The organism is Blastococcus sp. TML/M2B, assembly GCF_016612865.1.
Classification (GTDB): Bacteria; Actinomycetota; Actinomycetes; order Mycobacteriales; family Geodermatophilaceae; genus Blastococcus.
On sequence record NZ_JAENZZ010000002.1, the window covers coordinates 172,511 to 193,663 of the forward strand.

Genomic DNA, 21,153 nt, shown 5'->3' on the forward strand with positions numbered 1-21,153 from the left:
GGTGGCCGACGGCCGCCCCACTCACCGACAACGAGGAGATCCACCATGTGCCGAGCAGCCACCTGCAAGACCTGCGGCAGGACCACCTGGGCCGGATGCGGCCAACACGTCGACCAGGTCATGGCCGGCATCCCCAGCGCCGAGCGCTGCCCGGGCCACCCTCGCCCCGAGCGGTCCGGCGGCTGGCTGAGCAGGTTGATCGGGCGCTGACTCCACCCGCCTCCGCGCTCACCCACCGGGCGCAGTGCAGGTCTGTCCCTGACGGGCTGGGCGGTCTCCGGACCGTCCAGCCCGTTCCGCATGTCCTGCCACTCGGGCGGTCCGGTGCCCACGCCCTCGAACCTCGTCCGCGCAGCCCCCTGCGGCACGCCCTCGCCGAGGCAACGAGATGGTCGGGAGGGAGTCGGCTGACTGGTACCCCCACCGTCAGACCTGGGCCGTTCGACAGGTATGCCCGGGACCGCTCCTGCCAGGCCTGTTGCACTCGTCGGCGCCTTCTGCCTATTCTCGATCTGTGTACTGGGGATTTGCACCGGGTCGGCCCGCGTTCTGCGTGTGCCTTCTCGCGGTGACCCCGCTTTCGGTCGACGACCGGCTCTGTCCGGGCGGCACGCACTCCCGCTGAGGAAGCCACCCAGCGGCCTACCGCGCCCGCCCGCACTGCCCTGAAGGATTCTCGTTGACCCAGATCGCCGCGCCCCTGCCCTCACCCGCGCCGCTGCAGCCCGGCCTCACCGCGGAGCCGGCCTTGACGACCACGCCGGTTGCGAACACCCCCGTTCCGGCCGGCGAGTCACGCTGGCGGCGCCTTGTCGCTGCCGTCGCCGACACGCATCGGGCAGCCGTCCCCTTCTGACGACACGCGCTCCGCCGCGGCGAGGAGCCGCAGACTCACACAGCAGCGGGGGTGCTGGGGGCCGAGGTCGCTTCGCGCGCCAGAGAGCGTCCGGTGCGCCGATACCAGGCGGCGAACAGGGCGACGAGCAGCAGCAGGTCAGCGACGTGGCCCCCGTAGTACATGACCTGGGCCGCAGCCTCCACCTCCGCAGCGTCGTGCCCTCCGCCCACCGGGAGCACAGGAGCACGGGAGTACAGCAGCTTGGCCAGGAAGGCATGCAGGCCGCCGGCGACGACGACGACGGCCAGGCGTACCGCCATGCCTGGTCGGCGCGGAGCGGGATCGGGGCCGGCCACCGCCCAGGCGAACAGGTACCCGGCCAGCAGGAAGTGCAGGTGCACCAAGTGGTGCACCACCTCCGAGCGCGCGCTGAGGGCGTACAGCGGCGTCAGGTAGAGCAGGTACAGCCCGCCGACGCTCAGCACGGCGGCGGTGGCCACGTGGGACAGCGCGTGCAGCGCCCGGGATCGCAGCAGCACGGCCACCGGGCGCCGAGCGGACACGGGCAGCCCGGCGAGCAGCAGGGTCACCGGGGCGCCCAGCACCAGTGCGATCGGCGCGAACATCCCCAGCAACAGGTGCTGCGCCATGTGCCCGCCGGCCGTGCCGGCGTCGACCGCTGGAGACAGCGCGGCGCTGATCAGGCCGGTACCCAGCAGGAAGCTCGCCGTCCGTCCGCGGCTCCAACCGCGTCCGCTCCCCCGCAGCCGGACGACGCCGGCCAGGTAGCCGGCGGCGAGCACGGCGGCGACCAGCACTGGCAGGAGCCACGTGGCGGCGGCCGCGCCTATCCCATGCGAGCCGCCGTGGGCGAGCACGGCGAGGGCTCCACTCGGCGTGCTCACCGCCGATCGGCCCCGGCCGGCCCCTCGTCCCGGGACCGCCACAGCATGATCGCGCCCACCGCCAGCAGCACCAGCGCAACGCCGTTCCAGGCCAGGTCGTACGGCAGCACATCAACCCCGTAGCGGATCTCGTGGAGGTCCAGGAGCTTGTGGTCGACGATCCCGTCGAACAGATGGAAGATGCCCAGGCCGAGCACGAAGCCGCCCCACGCCGAACGCCGCGCCAGCGTTCCGCGGCGGCGCAGGTCGGCGAACCAGAAGAATCCGGCGACCAGCAGCACGAGGTAGGCCGTCTGCAGCAATCCGTCCGACAGCAGGCTGATGTCAGGGGTGGACCGGTCGTAGAAGTGGTGCCAGCTCAGGATCTGGTGGAACACGATTTCATCGGCGGCGGCCATGATGGCGATGCCGAGCATGGTGCCGGTCCACACCGATCGGCGGCGGTCCGCCGCGACTTGTCGCGGGGCGGTGTCCGTCATACCCGTCCTCCTGCGTCAGTGGCTGGTCAGCCCACGCCGGGACTGCAGGGAGGGCTGGATCCACCGCTCCGCAATCAGCCCGGTCGTGACCGAGTAGATGGCCTTGTGCAGGATGTCGACGACGTGCTCGTTGCGGGGCCAGACCATCGGCGGGGCCCCCACCCCGGTGGTGTTCTCCAGCGTCTGGTCGGTCGACAGCCGCACGATGGTGTGCGCCGCGTGCGCCTGCGGGCCACGAAGCCCGACCGCAGCCCACACACCGCGCAAGGCCCCCAGCACGGCCCCGGTCCCGTAGTGCATCGCCCAGTTCCAGCCCGTCGGACGGTCGGCGTCGGTCGGATGGCGGCCCAGCAGCGTGAGCAGCGTCCGGGCGGGGATGTAGGAGTTCGGCCGGTGGGTGACGGCCTGTTCCAGCTTCTCAGCCGCCGTCATCACAGCCACCCCGAGCACGCCCGCGGCCGCGCCGCGGCCTGCTGCCGAAAGCAGTGCTCGGGCACGACTCGACTCGCTAGCAGTCACCATGGGGCTTCCTCCTGATCGGTCATCGCGGTCTTAGCCCCTCGGCGCGGATCTACACCGTCGTCAGGGACGCCGTCCGTACACGAGCGTGTCCACCGCGGTGCGGGAGTCGGTTGCCCGGTCGATGCGCTCGAGGCGCGATGCTCCAGCTCGCGACCGCTCCGCGCAGCAGCTCGCGGTGGTGGAGCACTCGGGTTCCTGCGGGCCACCGATGCCGCGGGCCAGGTTCTGCCCGGTCGTGCCCGAGGACCAGCAGGTGCCGGCCGGGCGGACGACGTCGGCCACCGTGCGAGGACGTCGACCAGCTGGGGGGTGACGTCCCGCTGAGTGGTGGATGTAGTCCTCACCGTGTTGGTCAGCGGTGTGGTGACTATGACGCGATCAGTGCCGGTTGCGCCACCTCCTTGGTCGGGTTCGGGTGGTTGAGCACGGCCATGGAGCCCTCGGAGAGGTAGCGGCGGTCGGAGACCTGCCATTCGTCGTGCGCCTCGACCAGCACCGCGCCGGCCAGCCGCAGCAGTGCCTCGGGGTTGGGGAAAACGCCCACGACGTCGGTGCGGCGCTTGATCTCCTTATTCAGCCGTTCCAGGGGATTGGTCGACCAGATCTTCTTCCAGTGCGCGACCGGGAATCCAGCGAAGGCCAACAGGTCCTCCTCGGCCTCGCGCAGCATCGCCTCGACCTTCGGGAACTGGCGGCCGAGCATGCCGGCGATGACGTCGAGCTGGGAGTGCACGTGTTCGGCGTCGGGCTGGGCGAAGATCGTGCGGATGGCGGCGGCGACCATCTCGCTGTTGCCGCGCGGCACCTGAGCGAGCACGTTGCGCATGAAGTGCACCCGGCAGCGCTGCCAACTGGCGCCGAGCAGGACCGCGCTGATGGCGGCCTTCAACCCGGCGTGGGCGTCGGAGATGACCAGCTGCGTGCCGGTCAGCCCGCGGGCCTTCAGTGAGCGCAGGAACGCTGTCCAGAAGGCGCCGTCCTCGGAGTCGCCGACGGCGAAGCCGAGCACCTCCCGGTGTCCGTCGGCGGCCACCCCGGTGGCGATCACGACGGCCTGGGAGACCACCCGCCGGTTGACTCGCGCCTTGCAGTAGGTCGCGTCGAGGAACACGTAGGGGAAGGCCTGATCGGCCAGCGAGCGGTCGGCGAAGGCGGCCACCTCCTCATCGAGGTCGGCGCAGATCCGGCTGACTTCGCTCTTGCTGATCCCGGTGTCCGCGCCGAGCGCCTTGACCAGGTCATCGACCTTCCGAGTCGAGACGCCGTGCAGGTAGGCCTCCATGACCACCGCGAACAGCGCCTGGTCGATCCGCCGACGCCGCTCCAGCAGCGATGGGAAGAACGAGCCGGCGCGCAGCTTCGGGATCCGCAACTCCAGATCCCCGGCCGTCGTCGACAGGGTTCTCGGGCGGGAGCCGTTGCGCTGCGCGGTCCGGGCCTCGGTGCGCTCGTGCGGGGCGGCACCGATCACCGCGGTGAGCTCGGCCTCAATCAAGGCCTGGTAGATCGTGGTCGCTGCCGACCGGATCCGGTCATCGACATCGGCGGCCTTCAGTGCATCGAGCACCTCGAGCAGGGCAGACTGGTCCAGGGCCATCGTGTGCTGTGTCCTTCCGCGAGAACCATTGGCGTGGTCTCGCTGACCATCACACGATGGCCCCTCGCACGTGATCACCCACGCGGTCGTGGCCTGGACTTACACCACCAGCGGGGACGTCACCAGCTGGGGGCGCGGAAGGTGCAGGTCCAGCACCAGGTCGAACTCCGCGGAGCCCAGATCGGCGGTCAGCACTTCCTCGACCCGCCACGTGAAGCGCCCCCTGGCGGCGCGCTCTCCTGCTCCCGCGCGAGCCGACGGCCGAGAAGCCGATCGCATCGACGCCCCCATCCCGCACCGGCCAGCCACAGCACCACCACGTTCCGGCAGCGCGTCGATGGGAATCACCTCGACCTGCACCGTGACTCGACCTGCGGATTGCACCTGTCCGGACAATTGGTGTAGACATGACCGTACACGTTCCGATGTGACGCGCACCCCCACGTCGGAGCCGGATCAGGAGACTTCTCGGCGGCACGGCAGGGAGCTTCATGACGGTCGATTCGGCGTCAGGCAGAAACGGAGCGGGGCGCCTGACGCGCACGCCGGGAATGCCGCTGTGGCATCAACTGCTCACCGACCTGCGCGCTCGGCTGGACCGCGGGGACTTCGCCGGCAGCTTCCCCGGCGAACTGGACCTGGTCGAGCAGTACGGCGTGAGCCGGCACACCGTCCGCGAAGCGCTCCGCCACCTACGGGCCGAGGGCGTGCTGAAGGTCTCCCGCGGCCGACGCGCACGCGTGGCAACGCCCGACACGGTGATCGAACAGCCGACGGGGATCGTCTACTCGCTCTTCGCGTCCGTCGAGGACACCGGGCTCGAGCAGCTGTCCGAGGTCCGCGCCCTCGACATCCGGGCCGACGGCGTCATCGCGCCGCGGCTCGGCCTCGAGGAGTCCACCCCACTGCTGTACCTGGAGCGACTTCGCCTGGCCGGCGGATCGCCGCTCGCGCTGGACCGTGTATGGCTGCCGGCCTCGGTGGGCGAACCTCTGCTCGGGGTCGACTTCCGCCACACCAGCCTCTACGACCAACTCCTGGCGACGACGGGCATCCCGGTCACCGCCGGCGAGGAGACGGTGCGCGCGATCATCCCCACCCCGGCCGAGCACCGGACACTGCACCTGCAGCCACCGTCGGCTGCGTTCGCCGTCGAGCGGGTCGGCATCAGTTCCGGCGTGCCCATCGAGTGGCGGCACACCGTGATCCGCGCCGACCGCTTTGCGCTCACCAGCGCGCTGACATCCGCCCACGGGACACCCGGCGGGCACGGAAGCCTGATGTTGACGCCTACGTACAGCTGACCTCCGCACCGGAAAGGACGCCGGACATGACAACTGCGAACCATCAGGACCGGCTCCCCGACGTCGACGCGCAGCGGGCCGAGGAGATGCTCGACCGCGGCGAGGCGCTACTCCTCGACGTCCGTGAGCCGCAGGAGTGGGCCGCAGGCCACGCCCCTCGAGCCCAGCACGTGCCGCTGGGCGAGCTGCGGCCCGAGTCCATCCCCGCCGGCCGGCCGGCCATCGCGGTCTGTCGGTCCGGCAACCGTTCGGAGACGGCCGCCGATCTGCTGGCCGCCTCCGGGGTGCCCGTGCACAACCTCGCCGGCGGGATGAAGGGGTGGGCCGAGGCCGGTCTGCCGGTGGTCACCGACAGCGGGCAGCCGGGCACGGTCGCGTGATCGCCGCCACGGCGATCGGGCTGGGACTGCTGATCGGGCTCAGCCTCGGCGCCCTCGGCGGCGGAGGCTCCATCCTGGCCGTGCCCGTGCTCGTCTACGTCATCGGGCAGGATGCCCGCACGGCCACGACCAGCAGCCTGTTCATCGTCGGCATCGCCGCCGTCACCGGGGCCCTCGGGCACGTGCGCAGCGGGCGGGTGCGATGGGGCGTCGGCCTCGCCTTCGGGATCGTCGGCGTCGCCGCCAGCCTCGCCGGCACCGCGGCCAACCGCCTCGTCGACGCGGACGTACTGCTGCTCGTGTTCGCCGGGGTCATCCTCCTGGCCGCTGCCGGGATGCTGGCCCAGAGCCGCAGCTCCACGAACTCCCCTCCGGAACGGCGGCTCGTGCACTCCGGCGTCGGCGCCGTCGAGGCCGCGCCGCGCGCGGGGGCCGAGGCCGAGCCCGAGGCCGCATCATCCGTCACCGGGGGCAGGCACACGAGTCGGCGGTGGACCGGCGCACAGGCCGGAAAAATCGTTGCCACCGGCCTGCTGGTCGGCTTCATGACGGGCTTCTTCGGCGTCGGCGGCGGCTTCGTCGTCGTGCCGGCCCTGGTCCTCGCCCTGCGCATGCCCATGCAGCAGGCGGTCGCCACGTCGCTGATGATCATCGCCCTCAACTCGGCCAGCTCCCTGCTGGCGCGAACCGGGTCCGCAGACTTCGACTGGTCCGTGATCGTGCCCTTCACGTTGGCGGCGGTCGCCGGCTCGCTGGCCGGAAAGAAGGTCGCCGACCGCCTGTCGGGTACCACCCTCACCCAGGCCTTCGCCGTGCTCCTCATCGCTGTCGCCGTCTACACGGGTACCGACAGCATCCTGGGCCTGGCCGGCTGATCGACCTGTCAGCGGTTGAACCCTTCCGGCGGCACTTCGGCTGGGGACCGAGTCGGATGGGCTCGCTTCTGCTCCGCCGTCAATGTTCACCGTGGCAGGGCGACCGGACGACCTGACCTACGACCCGGCGATCCCCCGGGAGAGGCGGTGGAGGCGGGTAGCAGTCAGTGGGCGCCGAGCCCGTCCAGCAGGACCGCGACGAGGGTGCCTGTGGCGTCGTCGACCCCAATTCTGCCGCCGGCAATGAGGTGCGACAGCCCAGTGACAGTCACAGCACCGAAGATCATCAGGGCGGCGGCGTCGGCGTCGGCGACCTGCGCAAGAGAGCCGTCAGTGGCGCCTTGGTGCAAGAGTTCGACCACGGGAGCGTGGTAGGCCGCCCGGATCGCGGCGGCCAGCGCAGGCACCCGACCGGCCCGGCCCAACTCTCCGGTCAGCGCGCGACAGACCGCCGGCTGCTCGGCCATCACCGCGAGTTGGGCACGAACGACGCCGACGAGCCTGTCGCGGGCGCTGCCCTCCCCCATCGCCGCGATGGCGACCTGATCCGCAATGTGACGGAGGACGTCCTGGAACAGGAACGCCAGGATCTCCTCCTTACCACTGAAGTAGTAGTAGAGGGTCGCCTTCGGCACGCCTGTGGCGGCCGCGACATCCTCGATCTTCGTGCTCTCGACACCCCGGTCGGCGAACAGCTCGGCGGCCGCAGGCAGCCGGGCGGCGATCTGGACCGGCACCGCACGCATTGACACTCCTCCCGATCTGCTGTTTAGACTGCGAGTACAAACTCCCGACGCAAGGGGTCACCATGCCAGAGACAGACCTCCGGTACGACCCCTTCGACCCGGCCATGCAGGACGACCCGTACCCCGTCTACGCGGACTTGCGCGCCACCCGCCCTGTCTACTGGTGCGCGCCACGGAACTGCTGGGTACTCAGTCGCTACGAGGATGTCAGCGCAGCCCTCCAGGACCCGACGACATTCTCTTCCGCTCGAGGCATCTTCCCGGCACAGGGCTTCGACCTGGCGGGCGCGTTCCTGCCGATGATGATCATGATGGACCCACCGCGGCACGACCTCCTGCGGCGTGTGGTCGCCAAGGCCTTCACGCCGCGCCGGATCGCCCTGCTCGAGACACCGGTGCAGCAGATGGCTGCGGAGCTCACCGAGCGTCTGGTCACCGCCGGCGGTGGCGACGTGGTGCGCGAGTTGTCCGGCCCGCTGCCGGCGATGGTCATCGCCGACCTGCTCGGCGTGCCGCGTGAGGACCGGGACCAGTTCAAGGCCTGGTCGACGGCGCTGGTGACCACCGACATCTCCGCGCCCGATCCGATGAGGTCGAACCTCGACGCCGCGGCTGCGCTCTACGAGTACTTCCGCCAGTTCCTCGACGAGCGCCGGGCGCGGCCACGACCGGACCTCATGTCGGCGCTGGTGACCGCGGAGGTGGAGGGCCGACGGCTCTCCGAGGACGAGCTGCTCGGCTTCTGCCTCCTGCTGCTGGTGGCCGGCCACGAAACCACCACGAACCTCATCTCCAACACCATCGCCGTCCTGGCCGAGCGGCCCGAGGTCATCGACCGGCTCGCGCGCGACCGCAGTCTTCTTCCGTCGGCCGTGGGAGAGATGCTCCGCTACGACTCCCCCGTCCAGGGCCTGTCGCGCACTCTCACGCGAGACGTGCTCCTGCACGACGTCCAGATGAGGTCCGGCGACACGGTCCTGCTGCTGTTCGGCTCCGCCAACCGGGACGACAGCGCGTTCCCGGACGCCGACCACTTCCACATCGACCGGGTCGTCGACAGGCAGCTCGCGTTCGGCCGCGGCATCCACTTCTGCCTCGGCGCCGCGCTCGCCCAACTCGAGACCCGATTGGTGTTCGACGAGCTGCTCAGCCGGACCCATGCCTGGCGGCTCGACACCGGCGCCGCGCCGGTCAGGTTGCGGTCAGGCCCCATCCGTGGCTACGGGTCGCTGACCATCACCATCTGACTCTCCCAGGCCGGGACGCTGCGGTGCTCGGCGGCGCCTCGACCGACATCCTGCTGTTCATCGGCCGGCGAAGGCGAGAGCGTCCTGCCAGGCGGTTCGCCAGCCGATCATCGCCCGGTACTTCATGATCTTGCCCGGCATGTTGAGCCCCAAGGTGCCGACGAGCAGGTCGTCCTGGCGGTAGAGGGCGAGCCATCGAGCGTCGTCGAGGTCCCCGATCACCGTGACCTCGTCGGCGGCGGTGATACCGACCATCTGGAGCTTGTCGCGGTACCAGTCCGACCAGAAGTAGGGGACGGCGCTGTACGGGGTGGCCCGAGCGGGAGCCAGAGCGTTGCGGGCGGCAGCGGCGCCCTGCTCGGCGGCCGACGTCCAGTGCTCGAGGCGCATCGTCCGGCCGAAGAGTGCGTTGTGCCAGCGCGCGACGTCACCCGCGGCGTACACCTCGGGGCCGGCACGCAAGGTCTCGTCGCAGACGACGCCGTCCTCCACGTGCAGTCCTGAAGCGATGAGCCAGTCGGTGACGGGGTCGGCACCGATGCCGACGACGACGAGATCGGCGGGCAGGACCGAGCCGTCGGACAGCGCGACACCTTCCACTCGACCCTCGCCTTCGAGCCCGGTGACGGAGACACCGCACCGCAGCTCGGTGCCGTTGCGGGCGTGCAGGTCTGCGCAGGCGGCTGCCATCTGCTCGCCGACGGCACGAACGAGCGGCAGAGGGGCCGCCTCGAGGATGGTGACGTCGACGTTCCGTTTGCGGGCGGCCGAGGCGACCTCGGACCCGATGAAGCCACCACCGACGACGACCATGCGGCGTCCGGCGTCCAGTGCCCCCCGGATGCTGCGGGCGTCCTCGACCGTGCGCAGGGTGTGCACACCGTCGAGCTGCTCGCCGGGCAGCTGCCGGGCCCGCGCACCCGTCGCGATGACCAGCCGCTCGTAACGCAGCTGCTCCTCACCACCCAGGACGATTTCCCGGGCATCGGTGTCGAGCGCGGTCGCGGGCACGCCGAGGCGCAGCTCGACGTCCAGGGCTCGCAGCTCGTCGTCGGTGCGGTGGTGCGGCATCGCCGGGTCGTCGCCCGGGTCGAGGAATGCCTTGGACAGCGGTGGCCGGTCGTAGGGCAGGTGCTCCTCCGCCCCGACGAGCAGCAGCCGACCCGAGTATCCGGCCTTGCGGGCCGACTCGACCGCACGCAGTCCCGCAAGCGAGGCGCCGACGACGACGAAAGGTGCTTCGGGCATGACTCTCCAGAGAACAGTCAGCGCTGGTGCGCCGAGACACAGCGCGCAGCAGCGGTCGGCGGTCACACGAGCCGGGAGCAGTGGAAGGCGCGACGGGCTGGTCGCCGCGCCCAGCGGTGGCCTGGAGCCCGCTCTCCCTTCAAGCCAGAGGGAGGCGGGATCAACCTGTGCGGTGATGGTCAGCGAGGCGTCGAGACCGAAGTCGGCCGAGATCGCCCAGCCGCCGGCTACGTGCAGGCCCGGGTTCCCGAAGACGTGGGACGTCGCGCTCCCGGCGATGGACCAACCTCACTCCTCGATGCTCAGCGCGCTGGTGGGACAGGCCGCGACGGCCTCCTCCATCAGCGCCCGCTGGGTCCCCCGGGGGCGTGGGATTCAGCAGCTCGAGTGCGCCGTCGTCACGGACCTCGAAGAAGTCGGGGGCGACCGACTCGCACATCCCCAACGACGAGCACTTGCTCTCGTCCAGCACGATCCTCACGCGAGTGTCCTTTCCGATCGGGTGGGTCGGTCAGCGCTCTGGGGTGAAGCGCACGGGCAGGTGGTTGACGCCGTGGAAGAAGGTGCTGACCGTGTAGGAGGGCTCGCCGGCCACCTCGATGTCGGGCAGCCGGGTCAGCAGCTCCCGGTAGATGGCCGCCAGCTGCTGGCGGGCCAGCTGGTTGCCCAGGCAGTGGTGGATGCCGCCGCCGCCGAAGCTCACGTGCGGGTTCGGGTTCCGGGAGAGGTCGAAGCGCTCGGGCGCGTCGAACACCTCGGTGTCCCAGTTGGCCGAGGCGTAGAACATGACGACCTTGTCGCCCTGGGTGATCTGTTGCCCGTTCAGCTCGCAGTCGCGGGAGGCGGTGCGCCGGAAGGTCATGATCGGTGTGGCCCAGCGGACCATCTCCTCGACCGCCCCCTTGAGCCGGCCGTCGAGGTCCTCCATCAGCCAGGCCTTCTGCTGGGGGAAGTCGGTCAGGGCCTTCATGGCATGGCTGGTGCTCTGCCGGGTCGTGTCGTTGCCGGCAATGGTGAGCAGCCCGAAGAAGGACATGATCTCCTCGTCGGTCAGCCGCTCGCCGTCGACCTCCGCCTGCACGAGGTTGCTGAGCAGGTCGTCGCCCGGGTTGCGCCGGCGCTCGGCGATGTACCGTCCGGACAGCTCACCGAGGTGGAGCATGGCCTCGAACAGGCGGCCGAGGGGTTCCTGGTCACCCATCAGCTCCGGGTCGTTCCAGCCCCCGGCGAACTGCGACTCGTAGGCCATCCTCGCCCGGTCGGCCTCGTCGATGCCCATCATGTCGCAGATGTTGTGCATCGGGACGAGAGCCGCCACTTCGGGGACGAAGTCGACCTCGCCCCGGGTGGCGATGTCGTCCACGATGCGCCGTGCGTTGGCCTGGATCTGGTCATCGATGCGACGGATCTGCTTCGGGGTGAACGCCGAGCTCAGCAATCGCCGGATCTTGGTGTGCCGTGGCGGGTCCATCGCGATGAAGCCCTGCCCCGCGTCGAGCAACTCCTGCGGCATCGACTCCATCACGATGCCCTCGCCGGAGATGAAGTCCTCGTGCCGCTTGGTGACCTCGACCAGGTCGGCATGGCGCACGACGGCCCAGAACCCCTGGTCGTTCGGGTCCTTCATCAGCATGTCCTCGACCGGCTGGTGCCATGTCACCGGACGCTCGGCGCGCAGCACGGCGTAGGTCTTCTCCCGCTCGGCGGCCGTTTGCGACCAAAACGCTCGGGACGAAAGGTCCGCCTGGTCATAGGGGCGGGTGTCGCGTGGCTGGGCAACAGCGGTCATCACGGCTCCAAGGTCTGCTCCATACGGGTGACGCTTAGGTTGACACACGGCACGGTTTTGTCAAGTCTTGGACTCGATCACCGAATCTGTCACGGCTGGCCTCGCGAGCGGGGATTTCGGGCAGTGCGCCGTGACAGACTGTCGGCACTTGTCAAAGACTCAACAAGCACGAGGGGACGGAGACGGCCAGTGGCGGCAGAGCCTCTTCGTCTGACCTTCCGCCAGCACGTGCGCGACCGCGCACTGGACGCAGTGCGGGCCCTGACCGTGGAGAAGGGCTGGTCCGGCGTGCGCATGGGGGACGTCGCCGCGCTGACAGGGGTATCGCGCCCGACGCTGTACAAGGAGTTCGGCGACAAGCAGGGACTCGGCGAAGCGCTGATCATGCAGGAGACCGAGAGGTTCCTCGTCGGCATCTCCCGCACCCTCGACGCGCACCCTCAGGACGCCGCGGGGGGAATCTCCGCAGCAATCGAGTACGTGCTCGGCGAGGCCGACGCCAGCCCCTTGCTGTGCGCCATCCTCACCTCGGCACGTGACGCCGACAACGACCTGCTGCCCATGCTCACGACGCGTTCTGCGCCGGTGCTCGACGCCGCCACCCGAACCCTGATCAGCTGGTTCACGCAGCACTTCCCGCAGCTCGACCCACGAGACCTGGCCGACGGCGTGGACGCACTGGTCCGACTGGCCGTCAGCCATCTGGTACTCCCCGTCGATGACCGCACGACCACCGCGCACCGGCTGACTCGGATCGCCCTGCGCACCCTGCAACTCGACCAGGTCGTAGGGGACTCCCCCCGGCGATGAACCCGGGCGGCTTCAGCTGGCGCAGCCGTCCACGAGAGGCGATACGGCGGGCCGCTCGTGACGACGGGGCCCGACCGCCCTGCTTCATCGGGACGGACTCGACCACGCCTCCGCTCCGCCACGACCGTGGTGCTGATCGTGCGTGTCCGATCCCGCCACTCACGCCAGCGCGGGGTCGCAGGAGGGCCGCCCTGCCGTAGCACCGCTACCTAGGTGCTGTACGAATCGTTCGAGGTCGCGGGCAGGGCACGACCTCGCCGCGAGGACGAGCGCCGTCCCCCGCCCATCTCATAGCTCACGCCGGCGACCCGCCGGCGGACAGGCGTTCGCTCGTGCGTCGGCAAGCGCGAGTGCCCTTGCGCAGGTCACGGCCCTCAGCTCTGGGGCCATTGCCATGGTCCGGGACGCTGCGGCCCTGACCGGGCATTCCGACCGGCCCGGCGCTCGCGCGAGTCGGCCTCACGGCCGTGAGGCAGCTGTGGAAGGTGTGGAGGAAGCCGAGCTGAGTCAGGGTGCGGGCGGCTCGGGTGGGAGCAGGAGGTCCAACATCCGGACGAGCGCGTCATCCAGTCCGCTGGCCGGATGGGTGATCCAGTACTCGTGCGCGGCCAGGGTGCCCGCCAGCACCGCGTGCCCGACGACCACCGGGAACACGTCGTCGTCGGGTCGTCTGCCTCGCGCGAACTCGGCGGCCGCCTTTCGCCACTGCGCGTAGATCCGCGTCGCATGGGCCTGCAGGACAGGTACTTCCAGCACCAGCTGCGCCCGCTGCCACGCCCACTCCCGCTCCCCGGGCGGAAAGCGCAGGGCCGCCACCACCGCTCGGACGATGACGAGGCGGTAGGACTCATGCGGGTCCGCCGCCGACAACGCCTGCTGCAGCCGGACCAGCTCTGTCGGCGAGTCAGCGAAGCAGACGTCGGCCTTGACCGAGAAGTAGCGGAAGAAGGTGCGCCGACTGATACCGGCCGCCGTCGCGATGTCCTCCACGCTGGTCTCGTCGAACCCGTGGGCGACGAACAGCCGCTGCGCCACGGCCGCCAGCTCGTGGGCGCTCGTGATCGCCGGCCTGCCGCCGCGGTCGCCAGTCGCGACCCGCCCCTGCTCCATCCCCTCAGCAACCTCCCCTCCGGATCCAGGCATCGAGCGCCCTTCCATTTCTGACACACGGTGCCATAACCTGAGACGCAGGTCACAGTCGGCAATCGGCCGGCGCACGAAGGGAGATCGCCGTGGGACGAGTCGAAGGCAAGGTCGCCTTCATCACCGGGGCGGCTCGCGGCCAGGGCCGCAGCCACGCGGTGCGGCTGGCGCAGGAGGGCGCGGACATCATCGCCGTCGACCTGCTGGGGACGGTCGGGACGGTGGGGTACCCGCTGGCGACGCAGGAGGACCTGGACGAGACGGTCCGCCAGGTGGAGGCGCTGGACCGACGGATCATCGCCAGCAAGGCCGATGTCCGGGACAGCGCCGCGCTGAAGGCCGCGGTGGACGACGGTGTCGCCCAGCTCGGCCGGCTGGACATCGTGCTGGCCAATGCCGGGATCGCCAGTTTCGCACCGGTCGACGAGATGACCGACGAGATGTGGGACGACATGATCGACGTCAACCTCACCGGGGTCTTCAAGACGGTGCGAGCCGCTCTTCCCCACCTGAAGGCCGGGGGGAACGGCGGGGCCATCGTTCTGACCAGTTCGACCGCCGGGATCAAGGGTCTGGCCAACCTGGCGCACTACGTCGCGGCCAAGCACGGCGTCGTCGGACTGGTGAAGACACTGGCCAACGAACTGGCGCCGCACATGATCCGGGTGAACTCGGTGCACCCCACCGCGGTGGACACCACGATGATCCACAACGAGCAGACCTACACCCTCTTCCGGCCGGACAAGTCGCCGTCGGACGTCACCCGGGACGACGTCGGCGAGGCGTTCCAGAGCCTCAACGCACTCCCGATCGAGTGGGTGGAGCCGGTCGACATCAGCAACGCGATCCTGTGGCTGGTCAGCGACGAGGCCCGGTACGTCACCGGCGTCCAGCTGCCGGTCGACGCCGGGTCGGTGATCAAGTGATGGCCGGACGCGTCGAGGGCAAGGTCGCATTCATCACCGGCGCCGCCCGGAGCCAGGGCCGCAGCCACGCGCTGCGGCTGGCCCAGGAGGGCGCAGACATCATCGCCGTCGACATCGCCGGGCCGGTGCCGTCCATCCAGATGTTCCCGCCGGCCACCGAGGACGACCTGGCCGAGACAGTGCGGCAGGTCGAGGCGCTGGACCGGCGGATCGTCGCCACCAAGGCCGACGTGCGCAACAGCGGGGCGCTCAAGGCCGCGGTGGACGAGGGGGTCGCCCAGCTGGGACGGCTGGACATCGTGCTGGCGAACGCCGGCGTCTTCGAGATCCAGCCGGCCCTCGAGGTCTCCGACGACGCCTGGCGGGAGATGATCGACATCAACCTGACCGGGGTGTGGAACACGTGCAAGGTCGCGCTCCCGCACCTCATCGAAGGCGGCCGGGGCGGGGCGATGGTCCTCACCAGCTCGACGGCCGGGCTCAAGGGGACGCCGAACACGATCCACTACACCGCGGCCAAGCACGGCGTCGTGGGGATCATGCGGACGCTGGCGAACGAGTTCGCCCAGCACTCGATCCGGGTCAACAGCGTTCACCCGACGGGGGTCGACACGGTGATGATCCAGAACGAGAAGACCTGGGGACTGTTCGCGCCCGACGATCCGGCACCCAGCCGGGAGAAGGCCGAGCCGATCTTCCAGTCCACCAATGCGCTGCCCGTCCCGTGGGTGGAGCCTGTCGACATCTCCAACGCCATCCTGTTCCTCGTCTCCGACGAGGCGCGATACATCACCGGGGTGACCCTCCCGGTGGACGCCGGGTACACCGTCAAGTAGCGCCCGCCGCCTTTCTCCGAGGAGCTCGTCCTGACCGAGCACATCCCGCACGCCACCGGCGACGACCCGGTCGTCACCGGCCACCGGGTCACCTTCGACGACGGCGCGCACGTCCGCACGATCCGCACCCGGGTCGCCCAGCACCTCGTCGGACGCACCAGGGAGCTGGACCTGCTGCTGGCCGCGGTCGCGGCCGGCCGGGACGTGCTGCTCGAGGGACCGCCGGGGACGTCGAAGTCGACGCTGCTGCGCTCGATCACGGCCGAGTGGGGCATCCCGCTGGTCTTCGTCGAGGGCAACGCCGACCTCCCTCCCACCCGGCTCGTCGGGCACCACGACCCCGCCCGGGTGCTGCGCGAGGACTACTCCCCGGAGAACTTCGTGCCAGGCCCGCTGGTCGAGGCGATGCGCTCAGGCGGCTTCCTCTACGTGGAGGAGTTCAACCGGGCGCCGGAGGACACCCTCAACACGCTGCTCACAGCGATGGCCGAGCGGCGGATCGCGGTGCCCCGGGTCGGCACGGTCGAGGCGGAGGCCAGCTTCCGCGTCATCGCCTCGATGAACCCCTACGACACGATCGGCACCACCCGGCTGTCCACGTCCGTGCACGACCGGTTGTGCCGGCTGGTGATCGGTTACCAGGATGCCGAGGCCGAGCGGGGCATAGCCGGCCGCCGGACCGGGCTGGAGTCGCCGCGGCTCCTCGCGGACGCAGTGGCGCTCACCCGGGCGACCCGGGAGCGGGATGACCTGCGGCAGGGCAGCAGCGTGCGGGGCGCGATCGACCTCGCGCTGATCGCCGCCCAACTGGCCGCGATCCGCGACGTGCAGCTGCCGGCCGAACCGTCGGTCGCGCCGCCGCGTGGGCTGCCCGAGGAGTACACCGACATCGTCCTGGACGCGATGCTGCTGGCCCTGTCCGGGCGCGTGTTCCTCGACGAGACGCTGGAGACGACGCCGGAGACGGTGCTCCGGGAGATCTGGCAGGACCACTTCCTGCTCCACCCGGCGGCGGCGGAGCCTGGTTGAAGAGCCGTCGACGCCGACTCCCCGGTGACCCGCCGCGACCGCCCGGGCGCGAGCCGGACCCGGGGAATGCGACCACTCCGGCGCAGGCCCAAGCAGCTCACCGAGCAGCCGACGCTCTATGAGCCGTCCCGCGGCGAGGGCGGCATGGCGCTCGTCTCCGGCGACCGGCGGCGGACGCAGACGGCGGCGACCCGGGCCGGCGGGACCGCGTCCGGCACGACCGACGAACCGGCCGACCTCATCGCGCTGGCCGACCTGGCGACCGAGAGCGGGGCGGACCAGCTGACCCGGGCACGCGCGCGGCAGATCGCCCGCCGGCTCGCTGTGCCGCGCCCGCCGCGCGACCAGCGGTCCCGGCGCGGCGTGGGCGAGCTGGCCAGTCTGTCCTGGAGCGGGGGGTCCGACGAGCTGGACCTGGAGCGCACCCTCGAGGCGATCGTCGGCATCCCGTACCCGGAGGGCACCGACCTGGTGGTGCGCGAGCGGGTACGGCAGCGTCGCTCGGTCGTGCTCGTCGTGGACGTGTCGGGGTCGATGAAGGGCGAGCGGGTGCGGACGGCGGCGGCCACGGTGGGGGCGCTGGCCGGCGAGCTGGCCCGCGACTCGCTCGCCGTCGTCGCCTTCTGGTCCGACGCTGCGGTGTTGGTGCGGATGGGCGAGCAGGTCGCGCCGCTCGCCGTGCTCGACCTGTTGCTGCGGGTGCCGACCCAGGGGCTGACGAACGTGTCCTTCGCGCTGGATACCGCGGCCCATCAGCTGGAGGGCGTGCCGCCGCGTGACGCACGGGTGCTCCTGCTGTCGGACTGCGTGCACAACGCCGGACCCGACCCGCGGCTGACCGCTGCGCGGCTTCCGCGGCTGGACGTCCTGGTTGACACCTCCGGGGAGCAGGACGTCGAGCTCGGCCGCGACCTCGCCCGGCTGGGTCGCGGCCGGGCCAGGCTGGTCAGCGACCACCGGGACGTCGCTGCGGCGCTCTCCGCTGTCTTCAGTGATTGACCTGTGGGGATTCGTCACGCACTGCGCCCTCCCCCACCCTGTCCAGCAGTCTCCGCCTACGCCTCGAGGCGGCGTGGTCGAGCGGCATGCCCGCACCTTGCGCGTCCCGTCCGGAGGGACTGTCAGGCGCAGCCGCAGGAGCACGCGGCCACTGTGCAGGAAACGGCGACGGCGCGTGCTCCCCGGGCGGGGAACACGCGCCGTCGCCGGTCCTTCTCCTACTTAGGGTCGTGCTCCGTCGCCGCGGAGTCGAGCCCGACGACGTCGTCGGTCTTGGTGCCGACGTCGGCACCGGAGGCCGCGCCCTGGACGCCCGCCGCCACCGGCTGCATCGAGCGCAGCAGGATCTGGCTGACGTCGAGGACCTCGACGTGCTCGCCGGCCTCGCCGTTCTGCTTCTTCGACGTGAGGGCGTCGGAGAGCATCGTGATGCAGAACGGGCACGCGGTGGAGATGACGTCAGGATCGAGCTCGAGCGCCTCCTCGGTGCGCTCCATGTTGATCCGCTTGCCGATCTTCTCCTCCATCCACATGCGGGCACCGCCGGCGCCGCAGCAGAAGCCGCGGTCCTTGCAGCGGTGCATCTCCTGCGTGGACAGGCCCTGGACGGACTCGAGGATCTCGCGCGGCGGCGTGTAGACCTTGTTGTGCCGGCCCAGGAAGCACGGGTCGTGGTAGGTCACCTTGCGGTCGATCGGGGTGACCGGGACGAGCCGGCCCTCCTCGATCAGCTGGCCGAGCAGCTGCGTGTGGTGGATGACCTCGTACTCGCCACCGACCTGCGGGTACTCCTTGCCCAGCGAGTTGAAGCAGTGCGGGCAGGTGGCCACGATCTTGCGCGTGCCGGGGACGCGGCCCTCGAAGACGCTGTTGAGGGTCTCGACGTTCTCCATGGCCAGCTGCTGGAAGACGAACTCGTTGCCCAGGCGGCGGGCCGGGTCACCGGAGCAGGTCTCCCCGCTGCCGAGGACGGCGAACTCGACGCCCGCGGTGTGCAACAGCTCCGCGACGGCCTTGGTGACCTTCTTGGCGCGGTCGTCGACGGCGCCGGCGCAGCCGACCCAAAACAGGTACTCGACCTCGTGGGGCAGCGGGCCGTCGGCCATGCGGACCTCGAAGTCCAGCTCCTTGATCCAGTCCTCGCGGACGTTGCCGCCCATGCCCCACGGGTTGCCGCGCTTCTCCAGGTTGGTCAGCATCACGCCGGCCTCGGAGGGGAAGTTGCTCTCGATCAGGACCTGGTAGCGGCGCATGTCGTTGATGTGGTCGACGTGCTCGATGTCCACCGGGCACTGCTCGACGCAGGCACCGCAGTTGGTGCAGCTCCACAGGACGTCGGGGTCGATGACCCCGCCCTCCTCGAGGGTGCCGACGAGCGGGCGGTGCGCCTGCGCGTCGTTGGTGCCCTCGATGCGGGCGTAGCCCGAGGCCCAGACCTGCTCGTCGCTGGGCTTGAGGACGTCGTAGTCGGGAGCGGTCTCGCTGGCCGTCTGCGCGCCGAGGAGGTAGGGGGCCTTCGCGTAGAGGTGATCGCGGAGATCCATGATCACCATCTTCGGGCTGAGCGGCTTGCCCGTGTTCCACGCGGGGCACTGGCTCTGGCACCGCCCGCACTCCGTGCAGGTGGAGAAGTCCAGCATCCCCTTCCAGGTGAAGTCCTCGATCTTGCCGCGACCGAAGATGTCGTCGTCGCCCGGGTCCTCGAAGTCGATCGGCTTGCCGCCCGAGGTCATCGGGAGCAGCGGGCCGAGCGCGGGGGCGCCGTCGGCGTTGCGCTTGAAGTAGATGTTGAAGAAGGCGCTGAACCGGTGCCAGGCGACACCCATGTTCAGGATCCGGCTGATGACGACCAGCCAGGTCAGGCTCACGACGATCTTGACGAAGGCGACGACCGTCAGCAGGTCGGGGCTGTCCGGGAGGATCGTGGCCAGGGCGCCGGAGACCGGGTGCGACCAGCCGGGGGCCTCGGTGAGGTCGCTGGAGACCTTGAGCGCGCGGATCAGCAGGATGCAGACACCGACGGTGGCGACGACGAACTCGACGAAGTAGCCGCGGCCCTCGTTGGAACCGGCGAAGCGGCTCTTGCGACCCTGCCGGCGCGGGTGGTCCTTCTGGCGCCGGTAGATCAGGTAGCCGATCCCGAGGATCGTGCCGGTGCCGATGATGTCCGCGAACAGGTTCCAGACGCCCCACTCACCGATCAGCGGGATGTGGAAAGCGGGGTTCCACACCTCACCGAACGCCTCCACCAGCGTCAGCACGAGGCCGTAGAACCCCATGAAGACGAACCAGTGCGCGACCCCGATCGAGGACCACTTCAGCATCCGGGTGTGACCCAGCGACTCGACCAGCGTCGTCTTCAGGCGGGTCCTCACCGGCCCCCACCGGGTGCCGTCGGGCTGGCCGGTGCGGATGATCCGCACCATCGCGCGGACGGCCCGGTAGGCCATCACCACCGAAACGAACAGGAACAGGACGCTGATCGTCCCCAGGACGACCTGCAGCGGGCCCGTCATCAATTCCTCCCCCGCACGCCTGACGGCGTCGGTTGACTCCCGTGCGCCGATCGGCGACGGCGAAACTCTGTGCGGTGTGCGCCTGGGGGCTCATCGCTCCGCGCCCCGGAACTCGCGCGCGAGAACGCGGCCTCGGCGATCACCCGGCGTCCCCTTCCTGAGGGCTGGCGCCGTTCGGACGGCTGCTGTCCGGCTCGCGCGAGGAGCTGGCCATCCGGATTGCCATGAAGCCGCTTCGCATACCCTCCACGCCGTCCTTCTCGTCGAGGGGAGGCAGCGACTCAGCCTGGTCGGGTCCCATTGCATCGAAGACCAGGGACACGTACCGGCGCCGGTCTGCCGGCGAGGCCGGGGGCGTGGAGAGACCGACGACGAGGATGCTGAGCACACGCGGGATGTCGTAGGGCTGCAGGTCCGCCCGGATCTCGTTCCTCTCCTGCGCGTGCCGCAGCAGGACGGCGAAGGGCTCCAGGAACTCCCTCAGCAGGTCGTCGGTCAGCACCGCGAAGTCAGCGGACGAGGCGATCAGTCCGCGCTCCCGGTCGAGTAGCTCCAGCAGTCGCTCGACGATCAGCAGGAACGACTGCCGGGCGCTGCCTTGGGCGCACGACTGACGAAGCAGGGGCAGGAGCTCGTCCCGCATGATCGATCGGTACACCGCCCGGGTCAGGCTCTCCCGGCCGGAGAAGTGGCGGTACAGGGTGGCGATCCCGACTCCGGCTTCGCTCGCGATCTCCTCCAGCGAACCCTGACCACCGGAGGCGAACACCTTGCGGGCGGCCGCGATCAACCGTTCGCTGTTCGCGAGGGCGTCTCGCCGCCGTGTACTCGCCGGCGGTGTCATGGCAGGGTATCCTCTCAGCCGACGCGAGCGGCACCCGCAGTACCGCTGGAGACCACCGGCTGCAGCCAGGGCCTTCCGTGCATACGATAGCTCCCTATCACTTCTGGTCTTCCACGGTGC

At 70.3% G+C, this 21,153-nt stretch carries 20 protein-coding genes; 9 read left to right on the forward strand and 11 right to left on the reverse strand.

The genetic code is table 11. The features are described from left to right. Window positions 1–891: 891 nt before the first annotated feature. The 5 genes from JKP75_RS09460 to JKP75_RS09480 form a co-directional block, all read right to left on the reverse strand. Window positions 892–1,743, reverse strand: coding sequence for a cytochrome c oxidase assembly protein (locus JKP75_RS09460; RefSeq protein ID WP_200491649.1), 852 nt, complete (start codon window positions 1,741–1,743; stop codon window positions 892–894). Next, window positions 1,740–2,222 (reverse strand): DUF2243 domain-containing protein, encoded by a 483-nt coding sequence (locus JKP75_RS09465; RefSeq protein WP_200491648.1) that lies wholly within the window; start codon window positions 2,220–2,222, stop codon window positions 1,740–1,742. The genes JKP75_RS09460 and JKP75_RS09465 overlap by 4 nt, the downstream gene beginning before the upstream one ends. 15 nt (window positions 2,223–2,237) lie before the next feature. Further along, window positions 2,238–2,654, reverse strand: coding sequence for a hypothetical protein (locus JKP75_RS09470; RefSeq protein WP_200491647.1), 417 nt, complete (start codon window positions 2,652–2,654; stop codon window positions 2,238–2,240). Between the two features lie 150 nt (window positions 2,655–2,804). Further along, window positions 2,805–3,026: a hypothetical protein gene (locus JKP75_RS09475; RefSeq protein ID WP_200491646.1), complete on the reverse strand. Its 222-nt coding sequence runs from the start codon at window positions 3,024–3,026 to the stop codon at window positions 2,805–2,807. Between the two features lie 85 nt (window positions 3,027–3,111). Continuing rightward, a complete protein-coding gene (locus JKP75_RS09480) occupies window positions 3,112–4,341 on the reverse strand; it encodes an IS256 family transposase (protein WP_200491645.1) in 1,230 nt (409 codons plus the stop codon). 551 nt (window positions 4,342–4,892) lie between these two features. Between JKP75_RS09480 and JKP75_RS09485 the strand changes: the two genes are divergently transcribed. From JKP75_RS09485 to JKP75_RS09495, 3 genes are read left to right on the forward strand one after another with little or no spacing between them, the layout of a single operon-like run. After that, a complete protein-coding gene (locus JKP75_RS09485; protein ID WP_051515985.1) occupies window positions 4,893–5,645 on the forward strand; it encodes a GntR family transcriptional regulator in 753 nt (250 codons plus the stop codon). Between the two features lie 26 nt (window positions 5,646–5,671). Then, the gene (locus JKP75_RS09490) at window positions 5,672–6,025 is read left to right on the forward strand and encodes a rhodanese-like domain-containing protein (protein WP_200493006.1); all 354 of its coding nucleotides are present in this window, start codon (window positions 5,672–5,674) and stop codon (window positions 6,023–6,025) included. Beyond that, window positions 6,022–6,900 (forward strand): sulfite exporter TauE/SafE family protein, encoded by an 879-nt coding sequence (locus JKP75_RS09495; protein WP_200491643.1) that lies wholly within the window; start codon window positions 6,022–6,024, stop codon window positions 6,898–6,900. Before JKP75_RS09490 ends, JKP75_RS09495 begins: the two co-directional genes overlap by 4 nt. 164 nt (window positions 6,901–7,064) lie before the next feature. Here JKP75_RS09495 and JKP75_RS22665 read toward each other — a convergent pair whose 3' ends face one another. Continuing rightward, window positions 7,065–7,646: a TetR/AcrR family transcriptional regulator gene (locus tag JKP75_RS22665; RefSeq protein WP_040339429.1), complete on the reverse strand. Its 582-nt coding sequence runs from the start codon at window positions 7,644–7,646 to the stop codon at window positions 7,065–7,067. 62 nt (window positions 7,647–7,708) lie between these two features. Here JKP75_RS22665 and JKP75_RS09505 point away from each other — a divergent pair, with 62 nt between their 5' ends. Then, window positions 7,709–8,893, forward strand: a complete 1,185-nt coding sequence (locus tag JKP75_RS09505; protein ID WP_200491641.1) for a cytochrome P450 — start codon at window positions 7,709–7,711, stop codon at window positions 8,891–8,893. A 57-nt stretch (window positions 8,894–8,950) separates the two neighbouring features. Here the strand turns inward: JKP75_RS09505 and JKP75_RS09510 are convergent, their stop codons facing one another. Both JKP75_RS09510 and JKP75_RS23825 read right to left on the reverse strand, forming a co-directional pair. Next, complete coding sequence (locus JKP75_RS09510; protein WP_200491640.1) at window positions 8,951–10,141, reverse strand: NAD(P)/FAD-dependent oxidoreductase; 1,191 nt, start codon at window positions 10,139–10,141, stop codon at window positions 8,951–8,953. A 511-nt stretch (window positions 10,142–10,652) separates the two neighbouring features. Then, on the reverse strand, window positions 10,653–11,801 hold the full coding sequence (locus tag JKP75_RS23825) for a cytochrome P450 (RefSeq protein ID WP_309229720.1): 1,149 nt from the start codon (window positions 11,799–11,801) through the stop codon (window positions 10,653–10,655). 318 nt (window positions 11,802–12,119) lie between these two features. Between JKP75_RS23825 and JKP75_RS23830 the strand changes: the two genes are divergently transcribed. After that, on the forward strand, window positions 12,120–12,740 hold the full coding sequence (locus tag JKP75_RS23830; RefSeq protein WP_200493007.1) for a TetR family transcriptional regulator: 621 nt from the start codon (window positions 12,120–12,122) through the stop codon (window positions 12,738–12,740). Window positions 12,741–13,247: 507 nt separating this feature from the next. On the opposite strand, the gene JKP75_RS09525 is transcribed toward JKP75_RS23830, so the two are convergent. Continuing rightward, complete coding sequence (locus JKP75_RS09525) at window positions 13,248–13,850, reverse strand: TetR family transcriptional regulator (RefSeq protein WP_040339433.1); 603 nt, start codon at window positions 13,848–13,850, stop codon at window positions 13,248–13,250. A gap of 122 nt (window positions 13,851–13,972) precedes the next feature. Here JKP75_RS09525 and JKP75_RS09530 point away from each other — a divergent pair, with 122 nt between their 5' ends. The 4 genes from JKP75_RS09530 to JKP75_RS09545 all read left to right on the forward strand — a co-directional run bounded on the left by JKP75_RS09530 (window position 13,973) and on the right by JKP75_RS09545 (window position 17,673). Beyond that, window positions 13,973–14,809 carry a mycofactocin-coupled SDR family oxidoreductase gene (locus JKP75_RS09530; protein WP_040339434.1) on the forward strand — a complete coding sequence of 279 codons (837 nt, stop codon included), beginning with the start codon at window positions 13,973–13,975 and terminating at the stop codon, window positions 14,807–14,809. Then, on the forward strand, window positions 14,809–15,645 hold the full coding sequence (locus tag JKP75_RS09535; RefSeq protein WP_200491636.1) for a mycofactocin-coupled SDR family oxidoreductase: 837 nt from the start codon (window positions 14,809–14,811) through the stop codon (window positions 15,643–15,645). The genes JKP75_RS09530 and JKP75_RS09535 overlap by 1 nt, the downstream gene beginning before the upstream one ends. A 120-nt stretch (window positions 15,646–15,765) precedes the next feature. Next, the gene (locus JKP75_RS09540) at window positions 15,766–16,674 is read left to right on the forward strand and encodes a MoxR family ATPase (RefSeq protein ID WP_309229986.1); all 909 of its coding nucleotides are present in this window, start codon (window positions 15,766–15,768) and stop codon (window positions 16,672–16,674) included. Between the two features lie 66 nt (window positions 16,675–16,740). Next, window positions 16,741–17,673 carry a VWA domain-containing protein gene (locus JKP75_RS09545; protein WP_051515986.1) on the forward strand — a complete coding sequence of 311 codons (933 nt, stop codon included), beginning with the start codon at window positions 16,741–16,743 and terminating at the stop codon, window positions 17,671–17,673. A 218-nt stretch (window positions 17,674–17,891) separates the two neighbouring features. Here the strand turns inward: JKP75_RS09545 and JKP75_RS09550 are convergent, their stop codons facing one another. After that, the gene (locus JKP75_RS09550; protein WP_200491635.1) at window positions 17,892–20,189 is read right to left on the reverse strand and encodes a (Fe-S)-binding protein; all 2,298 of its coding nucleotides are present in this window, start codon (window positions 20,187–20,189) and stop codon (window positions 17,892–17,894) included. Between the two features lie 139 nt (window positions 20,190–20,328). After that, window positions 20,329–21,033 carry a TetR/AcrR family transcriptional regulator gene (locus JKP75_RS09555; protein WP_051515987.1) on the reverse strand — a complete coding sequence of 235 codons (705 nt, stop codon included), beginning with the start codon at window positions 21,031–21,033 and terminating at the stop codon, window positions 20,329–20,331. Between the last annotated feature and the right edge of the window lie 120 nt (window positions 21,034–21,153).

Coding starts and splice junctions, on each gene's coding strand:
- JKP75_RS09465 (WP_200491648.1), bottom strand. CDS start 2,222: ATGACGGACACCGCCCCGCGACAAGTCGCGGCGGACCGCCGCCGATCG.
- JKP75_RS09470 (WP_200491647.1), bottom strand. CDS start 2,654: ATGACGGCGGCTGAGAAGCTGGAACAGGCCGTCACCCACCGGCCGAAC.
- JKP75_RS09480 (WP_200491645.1), bottom strand. CDS start 4,341: ATGGCCCTGGACCAGTCTGCCCTGCTCGAGGTGCTCGATGCACTGAAG.
- JKP75_RS09485 (WP_051515985.1), top strand. CDS start 4,893: ATGCCGCTGTGGCATCAACTGCTCACCGACCTGCGCGCTCGGCTGGAC.
- JKP75_RS09490 (WP_200493006.1), top strand. CDS start 5,672: ATGACAACTGCGAACCATCAGGACCGGCTCCCCGACGTCGACGCGCAG.
- JKP75_RS22665 (WP_040339429.1), bottom strand. CDS start 7,646: ATGCGTGCGGTGCCGGTCCAGATCGCCGCCCGGCTGCCTGCGGCCGCC.
- JKP75_RS09505 (WP_200491641.1), top strand. CDS start 7,709: ATGCCAGAGACAGACCTCCGGTACGACCCCTTCGACCCGGCCATGCAG.
- JKP75_RS09510 (WP_200491640.1), bottom strand. CDS start 10,141: ATGCCCGAAGCACCTTTCGTCGTCGTCGGCGCCTCGCTTGCGGGACTG.
- JKP75_RS09525 (WP_040339433.1), bottom strand. CDS start 13,850: ATGGAGCAGGGGCGGGTCGCGACTGGCGACCGCGGCGGCAGGCCGGCG.
- JKP75_RS09535 (WP_200491636.1), top strand. CDS start 14,809: ATGGCCGGACGCGTCGAGGGCAAGGTCGCATTCATCACCGGCGCCGCC.
- JKP75_RS09545 (WP_051515986.1), top strand. CDS start 16,741: ATGCGACCACTCCGGCGCAGGCCCAAGCAGCTCACCGAGCAGCCGACG.
- JKP75_RS09550 (WP_200491635.1), bottom strand. CDS start 20,189: ATGACGGGCCCGCTGCAGGTCGTCCTGGGGACGATCAGCGTCCTGTTC.
- JKP75_RS09555 (WP_051515987.1), bottom strand. CDS start 21,033: ATGACACCGCCGGCGAGTACACGGCGGCGAGACGCCCTCGCGAACAGC.